The organism is Hymenobacter segetis, from assembly GCF_038448715.1.
Classification (GTDB): Bacteria; Bacteroidota; Bacteroidia; order Cytophagales; family Hymenobacteraceae; genus Hymenobacter; species Hymenobacter segetis.
Map to the genome: position 1 here is coordinate 15,985 of NZ_JBCEVZ010000006.1, position 18,997 is coordinate 34,981.

Annotated in this window: 15 protein-coding genes; 6 read left to right on the forward strand and 9 right to left on the reverse strand. The window is 60.5% G+C overall.

Features of this window, described 5'->3' with window-relative positions:
* The first annotated feature begins 102 nt into the window (after window positions 1-102).
* Window positions 103-2,634, forward strand: a complete 2,532-nt coding sequence (locus AAFH49_RS04035; RefSeq protein WP_342296196.1) for an ABC transporter permease — start codon at window positions 103-105, stop codon at window positions 2,632-2,634.
* A 110-nt stretch (window positions 2,635-2,744) separates the two neighbouring features.
* Here the strand turns inward: AAFH49_RS04035 and AAFH49_RS04040 are convergent, their stop codons facing one another.
* Window positions 2,745-3,047 carry a hypothetical protein gene (locus AAFH49_RS04040; RefSeq protein ID WP_342296197.1) on the reverse strand — a complete coding sequence of 101 codons (303 nt, stop codon included), beginning with the start codon at window positions 3,045-3,047 and terminating at the stop codon, window positions 2,745-2,747.
* A gap of 467 nt (window positions 3,048-3,514) precedes the next feature.
* Here AAFH49_RS04040 and AAFH49_RS04045 point away from each other — a divergent pair, with 467 nt between their 5' ends.
* The gene (locus AAFH49_RS04045; RefSeq protein WP_342296198.1) at window positions 3,515-4,042 is read left to right on the forward strand and encodes a hypothetical protein; all 528 of its coding nucleotides are present in this window, start codon (window positions 3,515-3,517) and stop codon (window positions 4,040-4,042) included.
* Window positions 4,043-4,206: 164 nt separating this feature from the next.
* On the opposite strand, the gene AAFH49_RS04050 is transcribed toward AAFH49_RS04045, so the two are convergent.
* On the reverse strand, window positions 4,207-4,521 hold the full coding sequence (locus AAFH49_RS04050; protein ID WP_342296200.1) for a hypothetical protein: 315 nt from the start codon (window positions 4,519-4,521) through the stop codon (window positions 4,207-4,209).
* Window positions 4,522-4,750: 229 nt separating this feature from the next.
* Between AAFH49_RS04050 and AAFH49_RS04055 the strand changes: the two genes are divergently transcribed.
* Complete coding sequence (locus AAFH49_RS04055; RefSeq protein WP_342296201.1) at window positions 4,751-5,299, forward strand: cupin domain-containing protein; 549 nt, start codon at window positions 4,751-4,753, stop codon at window positions 5,297-5,299.
* 149 nt (window positions 5,300-5,448) lie between these two features.
* Here AAFH49_RS04055 and AAFH49_RS04060 read toward each other — a convergent pair whose 3' ends face one another.
* Entirely contained in the window at window positions 5,449-5,982 is a 534-nt protein-coding gene (locus AAFH49_RS04060) for a hypothetical protein (protein ID WP_342296202.1), read from the reverse strand.
* A 142-nt stretch (window positions 5,983-6,124) separates the two neighbouring features.
* Here AAFH49_RS04060 and AAFH49_RS04065 point away from each other — a divergent pair, with 142 nt between their 5' ends.
* A complete protein-coding gene (locus AAFH49_RS04065) occupies window positions 6,125-8,044 on the forward strand; it encodes an ABC-F family ATP-binding cassette domain-containing protein (RefSeq protein ID WP_342296203.1) in 1,920 nt (639 codons plus the stop codon).
* A 280-nt stretch (window positions 8,045-8,324) separates the two neighbouring features.
* Here AAFH49_RS04065 and AAFH49_RS04070 read toward each other — a convergent pair whose 3' ends face one another.
* The 3 genes from AAFH49_RS04070 to AAFH49_RS04080 all read right to left on the reverse strand — a co-directional run bounded on the left by AAFH49_RS04070 (window position 8,325) and on the right by AAFH49_RS04080 (window position 10,139).
* The gene (locus AAFH49_RS04070; protein ID WP_342296204.1) at window positions 8,325-9,167 is read right to left on the reverse strand and encodes a hypothetical protein; all 843 of its coding nucleotides are present in this window, start codon (window positions 9,165-9,167) and stop codon (window positions 8,325-8,327) included.
* Window positions 9,168-9,242: 75 nt separating this feature from the next.
* Window positions 9,243-9,602 carry a DUF952 domain-containing protein gene (locus AAFH49_RS04075; protein ID WP_342296205.1) on the reverse strand — a complete coding sequence of 120 codons (360 nt, stop codon included), beginning with the start codon at window positions 9,600-9,602 and terminating at the stop codon, window positions 9,243-9,245.
* 150 nt (window positions 9,603-9,752) lie between these two features.
* A complete protein-coding gene (locus AAFH49_RS04080; RefSeq protein ID WP_342296206.1) occupies window positions 9,753-10,139 on the reverse strand; it encodes a hypothetical protein in 387 nt (128 codons plus the stop codon).
* A 164-nt stretch (window positions 10,140-10,303) separates the two neighbouring features.
* On the opposite strand from AAFH49_RS04080, the gene hppD reads away from it, so the two are divergent.
* Both hppD and AAFH49_RS04090 read left to right on the forward strand, forming a co-directional pair.
* Window positions 10,304-11,437 (forward strand): 4-hydroxyphenylpyruvate dioxygenase, encoded by a 1,134-nt coding sequence (hppD, locus tag AAFH49_RS04085; RefSeq protein ID WP_342296207.1) that lies wholly within the window; start codon window positions 10,304-10,306, stop codon window positions 11,435-11,437.
* 123 nt (window positions 11,438-11,560) lie between these two features.
* A complete protein-coding gene (locus tag AAFH49_RS04090; RefSeq protein ID WP_342296209.1) occupies window positions 11,561-13,297 on the forward strand; it encodes a phospho-sugar mutase in 1,737 nt (578 codons plus the stop codon).
* A 147-nt stretch (window positions 13,298-13,444) separates the two neighbouring features.
* Here AAFH49_RS04090 and AAFH49_RS04095 read toward each other — a convergent pair whose 3' ends face one another.
* The 3 genes from AAFH49_RS04095 to AAFH49_RS04105 all read right to left on the reverse strand — a co-directional run bounded on the left by AAFH49_RS04095 (window position 13,445) and on the right by AAFH49_RS04105 (window position 18,949).
* Window positions 13,445-14,275 (reverse strand): DUF4249 domain-containing protein, encoded by an 831-nt coding sequence (locus AAFH49_RS04095; RefSeq protein WP_342296211.1) that lies wholly within the window; start codon window positions 14,273-14,275, stop codon window positions 13,445-13,447.
* A 99-nt stretch (window positions 14,276-14,374) separates the two neighbouring features.
* The gene (locus AAFH49_RS04100) at window positions 14,375-16,765 is read right to left on the reverse strand and encodes a TonB-dependent receptor (RefSeq protein WP_342296212.1); all 2,391 of its coding nucleotides are present in this window, start codon (window positions 16,763-16,765) and stop codon (window positions 14,375-14,377) included.
* Between the two features lie 90 nt (window positions 16,766-16,855).
* Entirely contained in the window at window positions 16,856-18,949 is a 2,094-nt protein-coding gene (locus AAFH49_RS04105; protein ID WP_342296214.1) for a hypothetical protein, read from the reverse strand.
* Between the last annotated feature and the right edge of the window lie 48 nt (window positions 18,950-18,997).

The following is an 18,997-nucleotide window of genomic DNA, read 5'->3' on the forward strand; positions in this document are numbered from 1 at the left end:
CAAATAACAATTCAACGCCACAACCACCCCAGTTTCAGCTTCGCTGAAACATCCCCTCCTTGGTAAGGAGGGGAGCTATTATCTGCCTAACATCCTTCTAAAATGACTAATACCTCCTGGCTCTTCCGCATGGCGTGGCGCGACAGCCGCCGCAGCCGCGCCCGGCTGCTGCTATTTATGGCCAGCATTATCCTGGGCATCGCGGCGCTGGTGGGCATCAATTCCTTTGGCGATAACCTGGCCCGCAGTATCAGCGCGCAGGCCCGGGAGCTGCTCGGGGCCGACCTCGTGCTGAGCGCCAACCAACCCTTCGAGCCCAAACTGGAGCCGGCCCTTCATAACCTCGGCACGGCCCGCACGCGGGAGGTTTCCTTTGCCTCGCTGGTGCAATTCCGGCCGGGCCGGGGCACGCGGCTGGCCCAGGTGCGGGCCCGTGACGGCGGCTTTTTCTACGGCGACTGGGATACCGAGCCGAAAGCCGCCGCCCAGCGCTTCGCGGATACGACCGCTGCGCCCGGCGCGCTGGTCGATGATGCGCTGCTGGTGCAGTTTGGGGCCAAAGTCGGCGATTCGGTGCAGGTGGGCAACGTGGTACTGCCCATCATCGGGCGGGTTATGAAGACGCCGGGGCAGTCCGGCATCAGCACGGCGGTGGCTCCTACGGTGTTTCTAGCGCTGAAAGAAGTGGCCGCCACCGGCCTGGTGCAGCGCGGCAGCCGCGTGAAGTACACCCGCAGCTACCAGTTTGCGCCGGGCACTGATGTGGCCGCCACCATCAAGCCCCTGCAAGCCCGCCTCGACGCGGCCGACATCGACACCGATACTGTGGCCAGCCGCCAGCAAAGCACCGGCCGCGCCTTCGCCGACCTCACCCGCTACCTCAGCCTGGTGGCCTTCGTGGCGCTGCTGCTGGGCTGCGTGGGCGTGGCCAGCGCCGTGAATCTCTACGTGCGCGAGAAGCTGGCTGCCGTGGCGGTATTGCGCTGCCTGGGAGCCAGCGGCCGGCAGGCGCTGCTGATTTATCTGATTCAAACCGCCGGCCTCGGCTTCATCGGCGCGGTGCTGGGGGCGGGCCTGGGCGCGGCCGTGCAGGGTCTGCTGCCTCGAGTGTTGGGCGATTTCCTGCCCGTGGATATCAGCGTGAGCGTGTCGTGGCCCGCCATTGCGATGGGCTTGCTTACGGGACTTTTGATGGCGGTGCTCTTCGCGCTGCTGCCGCTGCTGAGCATCCGGCGGGTGTCGCCGCTGCGGGTGCTGCGCACGGCTTTTGAGGACGATACCACTGCGCCCGACCCGGTGCGGGGCATCGTAATTGGCGTTATCGGCCTGTTCATTCTGGCCTTTGCCTACGGCCAGACGCGCGACTGGAAGCTCACCCTCGGCTTCGGGGCGGGGCTGCTGGCGGCCTTTGCGGCGCTGGCCGGCCTGGGCCGCCTGCTGATGGGGGCCGTGCGGCGCTTCTTCCCCGCCGGTTGGGGCTACGTGTGGCGGCAGGGTTTGGCCAACCTCTACCGCCCCCAAAATCAGACACTGACGCTGGTCACGTCCATCGGCCTCGGCACGTTCCTGCTGGCCACGCTCTTCCTCACCCAGGCCATGCTGCTGGGCCGCGTGCAGATTGCCGGCCAAAAATCAGCCGCCAACCTGGTACTGTTCGACATTCAGCCCGAGCAGCGCGCCGGCGTAGAGGCCCTGCTCACTGCCCAGAAGCTGCCCGTGCTCCAGCGCGTCCCCATCGTGACGATGCGCCTCACGGCCATCAACGGCACGTCCGTTTCCATCATTAAAAAGGACACGGTGCGGGGCATCCCGGCCTGGGCCCTCACCCGCGAGTACCGCGTAACCTACCGCGACTCGCTCAACTCCTCCGAAAAGCTCACCGCCGGCACCCTGCCCACCATCGGCCCCGATAAAATCCCGCGCATCTCGGTGGAGAAAGGCTACCTGGAGCGCGTCAAGCTCAGTATTGGCGATACGCTGGATTTCAACGTGCAGGGCCTGCCGCAGCGCACCATCATCGGCGGTACGCGCGAGATTGACCGCAGCCGGGTGCAGCCCAGCTTCCTGGTCATCTTCCCGGCCGGGGTGCTGGAGGGCGCGCCGCAGTTCCAGGTGGTACTCACGCACACGCCCAACACCGCCGCGCTGGCCGCCGTGGAGCAAAAACTGGTAAAGCAATTCCCCAACGTGTCGGCCATCGACCTGGGCCTGATTCTGACCACGCTCAACGACATTGTCGATAAAATCTCCTTCGTGATTCGCTTCATGGCTGGCTTCAGCATTCTCACCGGCTTGTTGGTGCTCAGTAGCTCCGTCGTCATCAGCCGTTACCAGCGGGTGCGCGAAAGCGTGCTGCTGCGCACACTGGGGGCCAGCCGGGCCCAGATTCTGCGCATCACGCTGGTCGAGTACGGCCTGCTGGGGCTGCTGGCGGCGCTGGCCGGTATCGCGCTGGCAGTGCTGGCGGCCTGGGCGCTGGCGGTATGGGTGTTCGAGGCCAGTTTTGGACCGGCGGTGCTGCCGCTGCTGGGGCTGGCGGCGCTGGTCACGGCCCTCACGGCGGGCATCGGGCTGCTCAACAGCCGCGACGTGCTACGCCGCTCGCCGCTGGAAGTGCTGCGGGCCGAGGGGTAATTTCTGTTAAATCATCTGGCTCCGCTGGCCCGGACTATGCCGCGCATAAAAAAGCCATCTGATAATTTCAGATGGCTTTTTTATCTCCTACTAACAATAGTGCTACTTAATTACATCCGGTGAATGCCCACCACGTGCGGCTTGCCATTCAACGGGGCGTAAATCTCTACAATGGCTTTCCAGATAGCATTGGAAGGCGGCATCGTGGCGTTGCACTCAAACTTGTAGTTGGTGCCGGCTACCACCTGCGTCGAAACTGCCAGGGGCGTATATTTTACTCCTACGAAGCCGTGCATGGCTTCATCCCATACCTTTTTGTCGGCGGGGGTTAGGGGGTGGTAAGGAGTCCAGCCGCCGGGCAGGGTATCCGTGTGCGATGCGGCCGCGGGGGCGGCGGTGTTTGCAGTTGACATGGGTTTATTAATTAATTACTTTTTCCTACTCGTAAGGCTTTTCGGAATCATCGCCCCGTTTGGCAAAGTGGTTTCTGCTCCACTCGTTATTCCCCAAAAATTCGGCCTGCTGCCCATGGGAAGCTTCAGCAAATAGCCGCCTAATCGGTGTAAATAACTGATGCAAACCTAGCGCCCTGCAGGGACCAGAAATCGAGTAAAACCACCTGTTTTTTAAGGCAGGTATAAATACGGGGTTTGAGTAGGGTATAAATACGGGGCTGCGCCGACAGGCTTATTTCAACTGAAAAATGCCGGCCGGTTTCCCACTGCACAGGGGGCAGTCTCGCTGGCATATTCCGCCTGCGAAAGGGCCATTTTCAAGCAGCAATGGCGATGGTCATTCGCTATTTCCAGCCCCTACATTTTGTTGACAGGATGCCAGCTGGCGCAGTAGCTTTGGGGCGTTCCACAACCGCTGATTTTACATGTTCTACCGATTAGGTGGCCTTTTGGCCCTCCTGGGGCTTTTGGCCGCGCCCGCCCACGCCCAGCTCATCACCGACCCCGCCCGCGCTGCCGCCGCCCGCGACACCCTCCTGCACCAGGCCGCGCAGCTACGGCTGCGCGCCGAGCAAACCAGCCTGAATTTCAATACCAATGCCCGGGGCCGCTACCGGCGGCGCGTGGTGGTGACCGGCTTTTCCCGCCAGAACAGCGGCACCCTGCCCACCGCCGGCGTGCGGCAGATGCAATGGGTACCCGATAACGTTGCCTGGCGCCACATCACCCGCTACCGCCGCAATGGCCGCGTCATGGAGCGTTACCGCCTCACCATGGGCCACCAAACGCTGCTCAGCGAGCGCCGGCTGAACGGTACTATTATCTGGCTATCCATTCCCGTGGCTTATTCCAATGCCATGGGAACGGCCGTTCGGCATCGCGGCCTATACCTGCGCACCGGCTACGTCATGCTCGATAAAGACCAGTACGTGTTGCCCAAGCCGTTGCAATAGCGGCCTGGCTCATTCCTGGTTTCAACCAACGCAAAAAGCCCGTTTACCGGTTGGTAAACGGGCCTTTTGCGTTGGTTGAAACCAAGGGGCTACGTCACGTTTGGCCCTTGCCACTGCCACGCTACGGGCGTTGCCAGCTGGTAAGGTCGCGGGCCGGGCGGCTGTTATCGGGCTTCCTCAATTTGGAACAGCGAATTGAGGCGCAGCAGGTCGAGGCAGCGGCGCAGGGGGGCGTTCACATTGCGCAGCCACACTTTGGCCCCCGCTCGGTGCAACAGCAGTAGTTGCGAAACCACGTAGCCCACCCCCAGCGCCCGCTGGCAGGCCAGCCGCGAACAGTCGATGTGCAGCGACGATGTGCCGAGCGAAAATGCCAGCGCCCGCGCCCGCAACACGGCATTGGGCTCATCCAGATTGAGGGTACCCGGCGCAGCTGTCCAAGAAATTGAGGTCCGGAATGGCAAAATGAATGATTTCATGATGGCTGAGGATATAGTGAATAGTAAACATAGTAAATATTTATATAAAATATACAAAATTCAACTAAATCGGACCAGGCAGCCCTGCTGTACCCTTTCCAAACAGTCTATTCGCAGGTACCCGCCCCAGTGGCCTAAGCAAAATCAGTGGTTTCCATGACCCCGCGCATGCCCAACCCCGCGGGCGAAAAGCATCTTGGGGGCATTTCCATCCCTAATGCCTGGCCCCATGAAACCATCCGCCGTAGTCCCTGGAGTGATGCTGGCTTTCTTATCGGCGTGCATCGCTGATTCAGACCAACCCAAAACCGCCGAAACCAGTGGCATTCCCCCCGCAACCACGGTTCACAATGCGGTATTCCGCACCGCTCCCCCCAGCAAGCAGGGCTTCAAAAGCAACATCGAGCAGGACACCCGCGCCAACCGCGACTTCCGCCACGTGCGCTACACCGGCCAGCACCTGCAGCTGGTGCTTATGAGCCTGAAGCCCGGCGAGGAAATCGGCAGCGAAACCCACGCCAACGCCGACCAGTTCTTTCGCTTCGAAGAGGGCACCGGCAAGTGCGTCGTCAACGGCCACGAGTACCCCGTGCAGGCCGGCGATGCCGTGATTGCGCCGGCCGGGTCCGTGCACAACGTCATCAACACCAGCCCCACCAAGACCCTGAAGCTCTACACTATATACGCAGCCCCGCAACACCAGGACGGCGTGGTGCGGGCCACCAAGCAGGAGGCCGAGCAGCACGAAGCCCGGTTCAATGGCAAAACCACGGAGTAGCGCCACGCGTGCTCATCTACGCTCCGTCGTAGCAGTGCGCTCGGCTCTTCGCCCCCGCCGCGACGGGGCGTGTCGGGCGCCGCGGCAGGGGCGACAGATACAGCAGAATATTTCAGCCGTCGAGATTCAATTAATCTGTATAAAGCCAGCTATTTGATTTTCATTACCGCTTTTCGCCGGCCACTAGCATCAAACTCTATCTGCTCATCTAATACTGTTTTGCCGTCGTTCTGGAAACATCCCCACCGTCGGATGAGGACAGTATCCAGCTTATTTCCATTTCTAAATTGGATGTCTTGTGATTCAGAAAACGGACGACCGTTAACCGTTTTCGGTACGGTGTTAGTAACCACATACAGGCTTCCATTTTCTTGATAAAAGCGAACACGCCATGCTTTCGCTTTTGCTGAGTACACGGTCGTGTCTCTTACTGCTCCGCTCTTGTAGTAACCTATCCACGTTCCATAAGGGGTAAATTGAAACTTCCCCGAACTGTCCTGCTTAGCTAGCAAAGGACCTTGCCAGTATATCTGGCGGGGTTTAAAGCGCCAGTACGAAGTATGAACCTTATCAACTGTCTTACCTCCTGCTAAGCTTTTGCGCTCCTCTTGCGTAAGATGAGAGCGAAAATCGACTTGCTCAAACGCCTGCGGAACACATGCGGAGAATAATAAGGAGCACATTGCCACAGCTGCTGACCAGTACCTCATGCCTATGCTGACGTTTACGAATTGATTGAAACAGACACAAGCTAACGCCTAGCTTTTGTGTTTCGTGTACTATTTCCTAAAGGCCCCGCCCGCCCCGGCCGTACCTTTGCGGCCTATGAACCTGTTATCCGCCGAGAACATCTCGAAGAATTACGCCGACCGCTGGCTGTTTCAAAACCTCAACTTCGGCCTGCAACAAGGGCAGCGCGTGGCCTTTGTGGGCATCAACGGCACCGGCAAAACCACGCTCATGCGCGTGCTGGCCGGCCTCGAAAACCCCGACACCGGCTCGGTGAGCGTGCGCAAGGGCATCCGCGTCACCTACCTGGGCCAGAATCCCGTGTTCGACGAAAGCCTGAGCGTGGAAGAAACCATCTTCGCCAGCCAGAACGACACGCTCAAGGCCATCCAGGAGTACGAGCACGTCGTGAACGACCCGGACCACAAGTCCGACGACCTCCAGCGCGTGCTCGAACGCATGGACGCCCTCAACGCCTGGGACTACGAAGCCCAGGTACAGCAGATTCTGGGCAAGCTGGGCATCCTCGGCGAGCTGCTCACCCGCAACGTGAGCCAGCTTTCGGGCGGACAGCGCAAGCGCGTGGCCCTGGCCCGCGTCCTCATCGAAGAGCCCGACGTGCTGCTCCTCGATGAGCCCACCAACCACCTCGACCTGGCCACCATCGAGTGGCTCGAAAACCGCCTGAACTCGCCCAGCCTCACCCTGCTGATGGTGACCCACGACCGGTACTTTCTCGACAAAGTGGCCAATGAAATCGTTGAGCTCGACAAGGGCCAGATGTACCGCTACCAGGGCAACTACGCCTATTTTGTGGAGAAAAAGGCCGACCGCGAGATGCGCGAAACCGTGGAAGTGGAGAAGGCCCGCCAGCTATTCAAAAAGGAGCTCGACTGGATGCGCCGGATGCCACAGGCCCGCGGCACCAAGCAAAAAGCCCGCATCGACGCCTTCTACGTCACCAAGGAAAAGGCCAGCACCAACCTCAACAAGCAGCAGATTGAGCTGAGCGTGAAAACCACCCGCCAGGGCGGCAAAATCATCGAAGCCGACAGCCTGAACAAGAAATTCGGCGACAACGTGGTGCTGGATGATTTCAGCTACGTCTTCAAGAAGAAGGACCGGATTGGCCTCGTCGGCCCCAACGGCGCGGGCAAATCCACGCTGCTCAACATGCTCACCGGCAAGCTCCAGCCCGATTCCGGCACCATCGACGTGGGCACCAACACCGTGTTCGGCTACTACACCCAGACCGAGCTGGAATTCGACCCCTCGCAGCGCGTCATCGACATCGTGAAGGAAGTGGCCGAAGTGGTGGAGCTCGCCAACGGCGACGTGCTCACCGCCAGCCAGTTTCTCAACCTGTTCCTGTTCCCGCCCGCCCAGCAATACACGCTGGTGAGCAAGCTGAGCGGCGGCGAAAAGCGGCGCCTGCAATTGCTGCGCGTGCTCATCAAAAACCCCAACTTCCTCATTCTTGACGAGCCGACCAACGACCTGGACCTGGCCACGCTCAACATCCTGGAAGATTTTCTGCTGCACTTCACCGGCTGCCTGCTCATCGTGAGCCACGACCGGTACTTCCTCGACCATCTCGCCGAGCACCTCTTCGTGCTCGAGCCCGGCGGGGCCGTCCTCAACTTCCCCGGCAATTACACCGACTACCGCGAATACCTCGAAGAGCGCGAAGCCGAAGCCGCCCTCATCGAAGAAGAAAAAGCTGCCAAAGCTGCCCGCGCCGCTGCGAAAGCAGCCATCACACCAGCTGCCGTGAGTACGGCCGTAGCCCCCTCGCCCGCCAAGCGCCGCGCCACCTTCGCCGAGAAAAAGGAGTACGACCAACTCGAAAAAGCCATGGCGACGCTGGAAACCGAGAAGCAGGAAATCACCGCCAAGCTGAACGGCGGCAGTGGCTCGCCGCAGGATTTTGCCGCCTGGGGAGCGCGCCTAGCAGCCATTGAAAAAGAGCTGGGCGAGAAAGAAGAACGGTGGCTGGAACTAGCCGACCTGGGATAAAAACCACTTCACCCCAGCCTATTTCATGAGCCAACGACCATGAGCAACAAAAAAGCCCCGGCAGGTTGCCGGGGCTTTTTTGTTAACCGAATATCTGGACCAATATGGCGGCGGCTACTAATATTCCGCTCAGTATCAAGCCGCTTCTTTGAGATTTTTTCTGGTGTCGGGCACTTTCAATGAGCCACGAAGAAGGCGAAGTTTGCATGCTGGTAAAAGAGTAAAGCGTGGAAAGGAATCGAAAGATACAGCAAATGGCGTTGCATTTAGCAATTAATTTTTATTGCCGCCGGCGAACCTGCGCAAACTCCAGCGGCACCGTGCGGCCGCCTACCGGAGCCTTCACCACCAAGCCATCGGCCGCGTCGTAACGGGGGAAGTAGAGGTAGCCGCGCACCTGCTGACCGGGCTCCAGCGTCACCTTGCGCAGGGCGTAGTCCTGAAGCATGGCGGCGCGCTGCCGGAGCACATCGGAAGCCACGGCATGCTCAATTTTAGCGGCGGTGGAGATGACGTTGTAGGTCACGGCCGCGTCGTGAATGGCGGCGCGGCTCTGGAACTGCGCCGGCGTTTCGTGCTTGCCGATGCTGGCCACGTCCGTAGCCAGGCTAGCAGCCCCGAGGGCCAGCCCCAGCCAGTCGAACTTTGCGGCTTTGGTGGCTTCGCTCTCGGCTTTGGTGTGCAGGGCGGTTATTTCGGGTTCGGGGTCGAAGGCGGCCACGGCGTTGGGGGGCAGCGGGGGCAGCGGCAGGGCCATGCTGGCAGCGGCTATAGCGGCGCTTACTTCAGTGCCGGGCAATGGCTTGGGGCGCTTGGCTTTGGGGTCGGGAGCCGGGGCGGGCAGGCGGCTGGCTTCGTACTGAAACGCCGCCGGGTCGACCACCAGCGCGCGGCGGGTGGGGTTGCGGTATTCGGCCTCAAACACTACCCGCGTGGGCTCGTAGCACACGAAGCTCAGGCGCACTTCCACGCTGTCAGCTACGGCCTGGGCCTGCTCGCGGCCTTCCACAAAAAAGCCGGTGGCGCGGGTCGGTTTCATCCCCAATTGATAGGTGGGAGCGCAGGCCGTAGCCAGCCCGGCCAAAGCCAGCCAGCGCAACGAACGAACGTAAAAAGGCAGCATACAACTGACGATTTAGTGAAAGCTTCTGGTCGGAAGATGCCTCCGGCCGGGCCGGGGTTGCATGGCTTCGGAGAATTATTCCCCTAAAATAAGCAACTCCGACGGCAGCTGAAAATCACCGTTTTCCTCAGACCCGAATGGCCAATGACGAGGCACCGCGCCCAGCGGCACCGGCCCAAAAACGTGGGCAAAATGCTGCTGCCGGCTCGCTACCCATTCGCGCTCCACGCGCACGCCGGCGGCGGCCAAGGCGGCTTCGTCCCATTCCAGCAAAACCAAATCGGCCCGCCCGGCATAGTACCGGCGGGCCGTTTCGATAATCTGGTGCCGCTCCGAGGAATGGATGAAGCCCTCGGCGGACAGGTCGGCGCTGGCGAAAAAGCCGGTTTGCTGTGCGTGGTGCCAGTCGGCGGGCTCAGCGATGCGGTAGAGCATGTTTTTAGAATCAGGGGGGATAAAAGAACGTCATGCTGAGCGGAGTCGAAGCATCTCTACTGCAAGAGTAACTAATTACTTGCGCGGTAGAGATGCTTCGACTTCGCTCAGCATGACGTTCTTTTTCTTTTCGCTAAGAAACCGTCAGCGCTACGCTTTCCACAGCTCCTGCTGCACCTGCTTGCCCACGGTGAGCATGATGCGCACGGGATTAGGAATCAGCGTGATGCGGGCTTCCTTGCCGGGGTATTTCTCCGAATCAACCCAGACGCCTTCTTTGGGCGTGGGCGTGGAGCCGGGGTTGCTGGGCAGGTAGGCGGTGGGCAGCAGCACGTCGGTGTCCGATTTCAGGTCGGTGTGCACTTTGTCGAGCGCGGTTTCCAGATAGTCGCCGTACTCGTCGTTGAAGTCGTCTTCGAGGTCGTGCAGGGCCTCTTCCACTTCGTCGTAGCGGGCGTCGTCGTACTTGAGGGTGTGCAGCTCGGCCTTTTTTTCAATCAGGGCCACGAGGGCACGGTTCAGTTCTTCGGTGTTCATGGGAGCGCTAAGGCAGATGATTGGGCACAAAAATGGGAATGAATTGCCAAACGCGCGCGGTTCCGGCTCCGGGTTTGGACGGGTTTCGGCCAATTGTCGCTTCAAACCGGCAGAAGCTGTATTTTTACCCTGTCATTCACCCCGCTAATTTCCCCTTCCCACCCATGCAAACCATGACCTCGCCCGAAGTGCTGGCCCAACCCGCCCAGGATTTCCTCCCCCTCAAAGGCACCGATTTCGTCGAATTCTACGTCGGCAATGCCAAGCAGTCGGCCTACTACTACCAGGCCGCGTTCGGCTACGAGCTGGTGGCCTACGCCGGCCCCGAAACGGGATTGCGCGACCGCGCCAGCTACGTGCTCCAGCAGGGCAAAATCCGCCTGGTGCTCACCACCTCCCTCCTACCCGATTCCGAAATCACCCAGCACGTGGCCAAGCACGGCGACGGCGTGAAGGTGATGGCCCTGTGGGTGGACGACGCCCGCAAGTCGTGGGAAGAAACCACCAAGCGCGGCGCCAAGTCGGCTTTCGAGCCTTATACCATTGAGGATGAGCACGGCAGCGTGACGCTTTCCGGCATTTACACCTACGGCGAGAGCATCCATACCTTCGTGGAGCGCACCAACTACACCGGCCCGTTCATGCCCGGCTACGTGGCCAAGAGCAGCCTGGTGCCGCAGGGCGCACCGGTGGGCCTGCTGCACGTCGACCACTGCGTGGGCAACGTGGGCTGGGGCGAAATGAACCAGTGGGTGAAATTTTACGAGGACGTGATGGGCTTCAAGCTGCTCCTCACCTTCGATGATGAGGACATTTCGACCGAGTATTCGGCCCTGATGAGCAAGGTGGTTTCCAATGGCAACGGCTACGTGAAATTCCCCATCAACGAGCCCGCTGAGGGCAAGAAAAAGTCGCAGATTGAGGAATATCTCGACTACTATCACTCGCCCGGCGTGCAGCACATTGCCATCGCCACCAACGACATCCGCGCCACGGTGACCGAATTGCGCCGCCGCGGCGTGGAGTTCCTGACCGTGCCCGGCACTTATTACGAAGACCTGCTGGAGCGCATCGGCGCGATTGACGAGGATTTGGAGTCGCTGAAAGCCCTAAACCTGCTCGTGGACCGCGACGAGGAAGGCTATCTGCTCCAGATTTTCACCAAGCCCGTGGAGGACCGGCCCACGGTGTTCTACGAAATCATCCAGCGCAAAGGGGCCAAGAGCTTCGGCAAAGGCAATTTCAAGGCCCTGTTTGAGAGCATCGAGCGCGAGCAGGCGCTGCGCGGCAATCTGTAATTTTATTTCTGAAGTAGAGACGCATATTTGCGTCTCGTCGTCCGTGTCGCCCCAAGGTGGCCCAACGATGAGACGCAAATATGCGTCTCTACATTTACCGCCAAACCTCCTTAATTCCCTCCCATGCCGCTCTCCCCCGAAATCCAGCACTCCATCAGCACCTGGCTCACGCCCGAATACGATGCCCAAACCCAGCAAGCCATCCGCGATATGCAGGCTGCCGGCCAGGAAGATGCCCTCACCGACGCCTTCTACCGCAGTCTGGAGTTTGGCACCGGCGGCCTGCGTGGCATCATGGGGCCGGGCTCGAACCGCATGAACCGCTACACGCTGGGCATGGCCACGCAGGGCCTGTGCAACTACCTCTTGCAGAGCTTCCCCAATCAGGAAATCAAAGTAGCCATCGCGCACGACAGCCGGAACAACAGCACCGAATTTGCCGAAATAGCAGCTGGTATTTTCTCGGCCAATGGCATTACTGTGTATTTGTTCGAAGCCCTGCGGCCCACGCCGGAGTTGTCGTTTGCCATCCGGGAGCTGGGCTGCCAAAGCGGCTGTGTGATAACGGCTTCGCACAATCCGAAGGAGTACAACGGCTATAAGGTGTACTGGAACGACGGCTCGCAGGTAGTGGCCCCGCACGACACCAATATCATTATCGAAGTCAACAAAATCACCAGCCCGAGCGAGGTGAAATTTGCGGCCGACAACTCGAAAATCATCCGCATCGGAGCCGATATGGACGCGAAATATTTCGCGGCTGCCAAAAAGCTCAGCATCGACCCGGCCGCCATTCAGCGCCAGCACGATTTGAACATCGTGTACACGCCCATTCACGGCTCGGGCATCACGCTGGTGCCGGGTTTGCTGCGCGAGTTCGGCTTCACCAACGTGAACGTGGTGCAGGCCCAGGCCACGCCCGATGGCAACTTCCCCACCGTGCAGTCGCCCAACCCTGAGGAGAAAAGCGCCATGCAGCTGGCCCTCGACCAGGCCAAAGCCACCAACGCCGACATCGTACTCGCCACCGACCCCGACGCCGACCGCGTAGGCGTGGGCGTGAAAAACGACCAGGGCGAATGGGTGCTGCTCAACGGCAACCAGACGGCCGCCATGCTCACCCACTACCTGCTTTCGGCCCGGCACCGCGCCGGCCAGAGCACGCCGCAGGATTTCATCGTGTATACCATCGTGACCAGCGAAATCCTCGGCGACATTGCCCGCGAATACAACGTAAAGAGCTACCGCACGCTCACCGGCTTCAAGTACATCGCCGGCCTCATCCGCGACCTCGAAGGGCAGGAGAAATACATCGGCGGCGGCGAGGAAAGCTACGGCTTCCTCATCGGCGATTTTGTGCGCGATAAGGACGCCATCTCGGCCTGCGCGCTGGTGGCCGAAATGGCCGCCGTGGCCAAAGACCAGGGCCGCACCCTCTACCAGGAAATGGTGGCCATGTACGCCCACTACGGCCTCTACATTGAGGATTTGATTTCGCTCACCAAAAAAGGCCAGCGCGGAGCCGAGGAAATCCAGGAAATGATGGCCGGCCTGCGCGCCAACCCACCCGCCCACATCGACGGCCTGAAAGTGGTGGAAATCCGCGACTACAAAACCGGCAAAATCCACGACCTTGCCACCGGCCTCAGCACTGATACCGGCGTGGAAAGCTCCAACGTGCTTCAGTTCCTCACCGAAGACGGCAGCAAGATTTCGGCCCGCCCCAGCGGCACCGAACCCAAAATCAAGTTCTATTTCAGCGTGAAGCAGCCCCTGAAATCAGCCGTGGATTATGACATGGCCAACCGTCTGGGCCACGAGAAAATCAAGGCGATAATTGCGGATATGAAGCTCACCTAAGGCGCAGGTAAAAGAGCACAAAAAGAACGTCATGCTGAGCGCAGTCGAAGCATCTCTACCGCAATAGTAAACCTCTTTCGATTGGATTACTGCTGCGGTAGAGATGCTTCGACTGCGCTCAGCATGACGTTCTTTTTTGTTTAGCTCCTACAGCTTCGGCACTAATATGGTGCGTCGCCGCACCGAGTGCGCGCTAAAATACCCCAGCACATCACCCGAAAAATTCGATTTTGGGTTAGCCGGCGAGGCCGTAGCCATGCCGCCGCCCTGCAAGGTCAGGTTGAGGGTACGGAAGTATTCGTACACGTCAGCGTCCACGTTTTGCATCTCCACGCGCAGGCTATCGCCGGCCACCAGCTTGTCGGCATCAGTGTTGCTGCCGCCGCCACCGCCCGTGCCCAAGCCGCGCACGTTGGCCTTGCCGTCGGTGAATTCGTCGTTTTGCAGGTAAATATTCTTGTTCAGGCGGCCGTTGCGGTACTGCTGGAACAGGTAATAATTGCGCGTGCCCGCCGGGTCGAGGTAGTCCGGCAATGCCTGAATATTGGTACCAATGGGAGCTTTCTGTGCCCGCAGCCCTGACAGCGGCACCACCGGCGAGGGCAGCGTGGAAACAGCCACGTAGGCCTGCCCATCGGTTTCCACGCGCAGGGTGTAGCGCCGGCCGGGCTGGCCCAGGATGGTGCGGCCCCGGTACTGGCCGGGTGTGCTGGTTTCGGCTAAGGTTTCAAGCCCACCCGCATTGTCGCTCAGCGTAACAACGGCCCCACTCACGGCCGGGAAGGTATTGGTTTCGGTGTAGCTCGTGCTACGCGCCAGCAGCACGGTGCAGGGCTGCCCGTCATCGGCCAGGTTACCTTCAATGCTCAGGCGCGGGGCGCTGGACTGGAGGTCGAGGGTGATGACCTTCTGGCAGGACGCGGCGAGCAGCACGGTGGCAGCAGCGACGAGGAGGCGAAGAGTGAAACGGATTTTCATGAGGAGGTGATGTAGCGTGGACTCTGCGAGTCCGCGCGTTGTGGGGCCGTTCGGGTCTGACCCGCCTAGGCGCGGACTCGCAGAGTCCGCGCTATGGTGCTAGAAGTTGAAATTGTACGTCGCCGATGGTACCATGCGGAACAGCGCCGTTTGCAGGGCTTGGGTGCGCGTGGGGTCGTCCGGGTTGGTTTGGAAGGTGATGCTGTAGGGATTTTCGCGGCCCAGCACGTTGTATATGGAGAAATTCCAGCTGTGGTGGAAGCGGTGGCCTTCCTTCTGCGGTTTTTCGAGGGTGGCGCCCACGTCGAGGCGGCGGTAGCCGGGCAGGCGGTCGGCGTTGCGCTGACCGTAGAGGCTTACCACCTGGCCGGCCACGAAGTATTTGCCCACGGGGTAGGTTACGGCGTTGCCGGTGCTGGCCACGAAGGTGCTGGACAGGCTCCAGATGGGCGAGAGCTGGTACACGCCTACTACCGAGAGGTCGTTGGGCCGGTCCTGCCGGGCGTTGAACCAGCTGCCGCTGTTAATATCCGTGAACTGGCGCTCCGATTTGCTCAGCGTGTAGCCCACCCAGCCGGTGAGGCGGCCGGTTTCCTTTTTCAGCAGAAACTCGACGCCGTAGGCCCGGCCCTTGCCGTAGAGCAGCGTGCTTTCCACGTCCTGGTTGCCGCGCAGCTGGGTGCCGTCGCGGTAGTCAATCTGGTTTTGCAGCCACTTGTAGTAGACTTCGGCCGAGAATGAGTAGCCCTGGTTAGCTCCCAGCTTGCGGAAATAGCCGCCCGAGAGCTGGTCGGCCAGCTCGGGCTTCACGTTGTTGGTGGTGGGCACGTACAAATCGGTGGGCGACGACGCGGCCGAGTTGCTGAGCAGGTGCAGGTTCTGTACGTTGCGGGCGTAGCCGGCTTTAAGGGCGGTATTGTCCGAAAGCTGGTAGCTCACTGCGAGGCGCGGCTCCAGATTCACATAGGTTTTGATGACCTGGCCCGATGAATAGCTCTGGCTGCTGAGCACCGTGCCGGCCAGGTTGTAGTTGGAATACGTGCCCGCGCCCAGCAGGCTGAAGGCCGAGAGCCGCAGGCCGGTGGTGAAATCCAGCTTGTCCGTGGCGGCCCACTCGTGCGATACGTAGGCCGCCGATTCCAGCGAATAGTTGGTTTTGTCGGCGGTGGAATTCACGGCGGCATCGGCGGCGGCCGTGACGTGGCCGGGCGTGATGGTGTGGTAAATGGCATTTACGCCGAAGCGCAGCGTCTGCTTGGTACTGGGCGTGAACTCGAAATCCTGCTTCAGGTTCCAGTCCTTGATTTTGGAGTCAATGCTGAAGTCGGAGTCGTTGGCCCGGATTTTTATCTGGTAATCGTACTTGCTGTAGATGAGCGAGGTGTTCGAGAACAGCCGGTCGGTGAACAGGTGGTTGAAGCGGAGGGTGGCGGTTTGGTTGCCGTAGTTGTTTTCGAAGGTGTTAATGCCAAGCACGTCGCGCCCCAGGTAGCCCGAGAAGTAGATGCGGTTGCGGGCGTCGAGCGTGTAGTTGGCCTTGGCGTTGAAATCGTAGAAGTAGAGGCGGGCGCTTTTGGTGGTTTCGTTATTGGAGAGCTTGAGGAAGATGTCGGCGTAGGTGCGGCGGCCGGTGACGAGGAACGAGCCTTTGTCCTTCACCAGGGGGCCTTCCAGGGCCAGGCGCGAGGCGATGAGGCCGATGCCGCCGCTGCCGTGCAGCTGCTGGTTGTTGCCGTCCTTCATCTTGATATCGACCACCGACGACAGCCGTCCACCGTACTGGGCCGGCATGCCGCCCTTGTACACGGTGAGGTCCTTGATGGCATCGGAGTTGAAGGTGGAGAAGAAACCGAGCAAGTGGGAGGCGTTGTACACCGGCGCTTCGTCGAGCAAAATCAGGTTCTGGTCCACGTTGCCGCCGCGTACGGAGAAGCCGCTGCTGCCCTCGCCGGCCGTTTTGATGCCCGGCAGCAGGGTCAGGGTTTTGATAACGTCTTTCTCGCCAAATAGTACCGGCACCTTGGCAATCTGCTTCATGTCCAGCGTTTCCACGCCGGATTGGGCTTTGCTGATGTTGGCCTGGCTGCTGCGGCCGGTCACTACCACTTCGTTCAGCTCCTGCCCGCCGCTGGCCAGCTTAAAATCAAGCCGCTGGCTTTTGTCGAGCGTCACCTTGCGGGGCTGGGCGGCGTAGCCCACGAAGCTGGCCTCCACCGTGTAAGTGCCCGCCGGCAGCGTGAGGGTGTAAAAACCGTAGGCATTGGCGGCCGTGCCCGTGCCCGGCAATTCCACAATGCGAATGGAAGCGCCGGTCAGGTCCTCGCCCGTTTTGGCATCTTTAATGGTGCCGCTGATGGTGACGCGGCCCTGCGCCTGCGCCGTTTGGGGCAGGGTGCCGGCCAGCAGCAGGCCGGCCGCCAGCCATCGCCCACCACTGAAGGCTTTGGTGAGGCAGAAAATGGATAGCGCGGCGGAACGAGTTGGTTTCATGCCCCAAAACTACCGCCGAACCTCACCTACCCTTCTGCTTTTTCTGCCAATGACCCGAAAAGCCAGCCGACTGCCGCCATCCGGCCCGCGCTACAGCCGCACCCCAATGCCTGGCCCGAGCATGAAAAACCACTGATTGGTACCCAGCAAGTAGCCGCCGCCCAGGTAGAGCGGAAACGTGAATTTGGCCTCGCGCCGGGTGGGGTACACCGAGCCGAGAATTACGACTCCAAGGTCGCGGTTGGCGCTGCTGCTGCCCAGGTTGAAGGCGTTGAGAGCCACAAAGCCAGCCCCTATTTTGTACGGCCGCAGGCGGTTGATTTTGTTGGGGCTGTAGAAGCTGAATTGTGCCAGCGTAGCCAGCGAAATACCACCCAGGTCACCGAAGCTGCTTTCCTTTTCTTTGCGCGTGAGCAGGCCCGCTGGGAAGCTCACGTCGATGTCGAACTTATAGTGGCGCTTGAGCACCAGTTCCACGGTTTGGGTGTAGCCGGTTTCGCCGTACTGACTGGATACGTGCTTCACCGTGACCACGATGCGACTCCACTCGTCGAGGTCGTAGGTTTTGCGGCCCAGCAGGGAGTTGAGGCTGAGCGGGTCGGTGCGGCACTGCTTGTCCTGGTAGAAAGTGGCGCGGGGCGAATTGTCGCCGGGGCACACCAGCAGGCTTTCCACGTTGCGCAGCTCGATGAGTTCGCCTTTGCTGTTGAGGGTGCGGATTTCGAAGCTCAGGTACTGCTTGCCGAAGAGCAGGTCGGGTGTGTCGATGGCGTTGGGGTTGAACTGAAACACCACGTCGCGGATAGTGCCGTCGTAGAGCACCGGGCCGTTGAGACGGGTAATGGGCCGGGCCGCGTCGCCATACGTCACCGATACAAAATCGAGCGGATGAGGCCGCTGAAATTCCTTGATATTCAACGTATAGCCAGTTGCCTGGCCCGCGTTGTAGATGTTGCTTTTGCGCTTGTCGTAGCTCACCGGCACCCGCACGCGGTATACCAGCCGGGCATCGGTGCGCACCGACGAGTCAGAAGGAATGACTGGCAAATCCTCGAAGGAGATGCGGGCTTTTTGCAGGCCCTCGCCTTCGAGGCGTACGTCCACGGTTTCGCCGGGGCTCACGCTCAGGCCGGAGGTCCATTCGCCGCCGCGGTGCAGTACCTGCACGTTGCGGATGACGGTTTGGGGCGTGATATCGAGGTTGGTGAGGTAGCGGGCTACGTCGTTTTCCTTGATGTAGAGGTAGCCCTCGGTCTGGCGGTGGGTGTTGTAGGGGCGCAGGTAGCACAGCACCCGGTCGTTGCTGAGGAACTGGCGGGTGAAGATTTCGGCGATGAGCGTTCCACCAGGTTCTTCCTGGTCCTCAACCCGATAAGTACGACGCAACTCAAAGCTGCGGCCATTGTCCAGAATCAGTTCAGTGCCTTTGCGACGGCTCACATCGTCCATGGTCACGCTGCGCTTATCGGGCGAGAGGAAGCGCAGGCGGCTGGCCTTCACGTTGAATTCCTGCTTCAGCACCGGCAATTGGTAGCTGATGCGGTTGCCGGCCAGTAGAATGGGGCGCTCCGTTTGCAGCTTCACGGCCAGCGTGCGCAGGCCCAATTGGTTGGGCAGTACGTGCAGGCGCAGCGTCCCGCTGGCCTCGGCCACCAGGCGGTAGTCGAATTCGGCCCCGCGCACCCACTCGCCGGTGGCGTGCACGTTGCGGGCGTTGGAGCTGGTGAGCTCAAACACCTTTTCTTCACCCACAAACAATTCGTTATCAGCCACCCGTAGTCCCAGCGTGGTATGCACCAGCGGCAGCAGCGGCACCACTTCGCGGCGCGGTGCACGCCCGGCCGAGTCGGCGGCCTGCTCCACCACGAGGCGCAGGAAGCGGCTACTGGTGAGATTCTGGAACTTGAGGCGGGTGCGGAAGCCGCCGTCATCTTCTTTGGTGAGGGAGTCGAGCTGCTGAAAATCGGGGTTGCGGCGCAGGCGCAGGGGCTTCGCATTGGCCGGGTAGAGGCGCAGCTCCACGGTTTCATCGTCGCGCCGGTACCAGAAATACAACGCCGGCCCGCCCTGCACGGCCACGGTGTTACGGCTCAGCAGGTAGGTGGCGGTATCAGTTTGCAGGCTTGCTTCACGCAACACCGGCGGGCCGGCCGGGGCCGTCTGGGCGACGGCAATACGCGGCATCGCTCCCCATAAAATCCCAAAAACAGCAAACGTAACGCGGACGACGAA

Excerpts from the sequence above, each read along its gene's own strand:
- AAFH49_RS04035 (WP_342296196.1), top strand. The coding sequence starts at position 103 with ATGACTAATACCTCCTGGCTCTTCCGCATGGCGTGGCGCGACAGCCGC.
- AAFH49_RS04040 (WP_342296197.1), bottom strand. The coding sequence starts at position 3,047 with ATGTCAACTGCAAACACCGCCGCCCCCGCGGCCGCATCGCACACGGAT.
- AAFH49_RS04045 (WP_342296198.1), top strand. The coding sequence starts at position 3,515 with ATGTTCTACCGATTAGGTGGCCTTTTGGCCCTCCTGGGGCTTTTGGCC.
- AAFH49_RS04050 (WP_342296200.1), bottom strand. The coding sequence starts at position 4,521 with ATGAAATCATTCATTTTGCCATTCCGGACCTCAATTTCTTGGACAGCT.
- AAFH49_RS04055 (WP_342296201.1), top strand. The coding sequence starts at position 4,751 with ATGAAACCATCCGCCGTAGTCCCTGGAGTGATGCTGGCTTTCTTATCG.
- AAFH49_RS04060 (WP_342296202.1), bottom strand. The coding sequence starts at position 5,982 with ATGTGCTCCTTATTATTCTCCGCATGTGTTCCGCAGGCGTTTGAGCAA.
- AAFH49_RS04065 (WP_342296203.1), top strand. The coding sequence starts at position 6,125 with ATGAACCTGTTATCCGCCGAGAACATCTCGAAGAATTACGCCGACCGC.
- AAFH49_RS04070 (WP_342296204.1), bottom strand. The coding sequence starts at position 9,167 with ATGCTGCCTTTTTACGTTCGTTCGTTGCGCTGGCTGGCTTTGGCCGGG.
- AAFH49_RS04075 (WP_342296205.1), bottom strand. The coding sequence starts at position 9,602 with ATGCTCTACCGCATCGCTGAGCCCGCCGACTGGCACCACGCACAGCAA.
- AAFH49_RS04080 (WP_342296206.1), bottom strand. The coding sequence starts at position 10,139 with ATGAACACCGAAGAACTGAACCGTGCCCTCGTGGCCCTGATTGAAAAA.
- hppD (WP_342296207.1), top strand. The coding sequence starts at position 10,304 with ATGCAAACCATGACCTCGCCCGAAGTGCTGGCCCAACCCGCCCAGGAT.
- AAFH49_RS04090 (WP_342296209.1), top strand. The coding sequence starts at position 11,561 with ATGCCGCTCTCCCCCGAAATCCAGCACTCCATCAGCACCTGGCTCACG.
- AAFH49_RS04095 (WP_342296211.1), bottom strand. The coding sequence starts at position 14,275 with ATGAAAATCCGTTTCACTCTTCGCCTCCTCGTCGCTGCTGCCACCGTG.
- AAFH49_RS04100 (WP_342296212.1), bottom strand. The coding sequence starts at position 16,765 with ATGAAACCAACTCGTTCCGCCGCGCTATCCATTTTCTGCCTCACCAAA.
- AAFH49_RS04105 (WP_342296214.1), bottom strand. The coding sequence starts at position 18,949 with ATGCCGCGTATTGCCGTCGCCCAGACGGCCCCGGCCGGCCCGCCGGTG.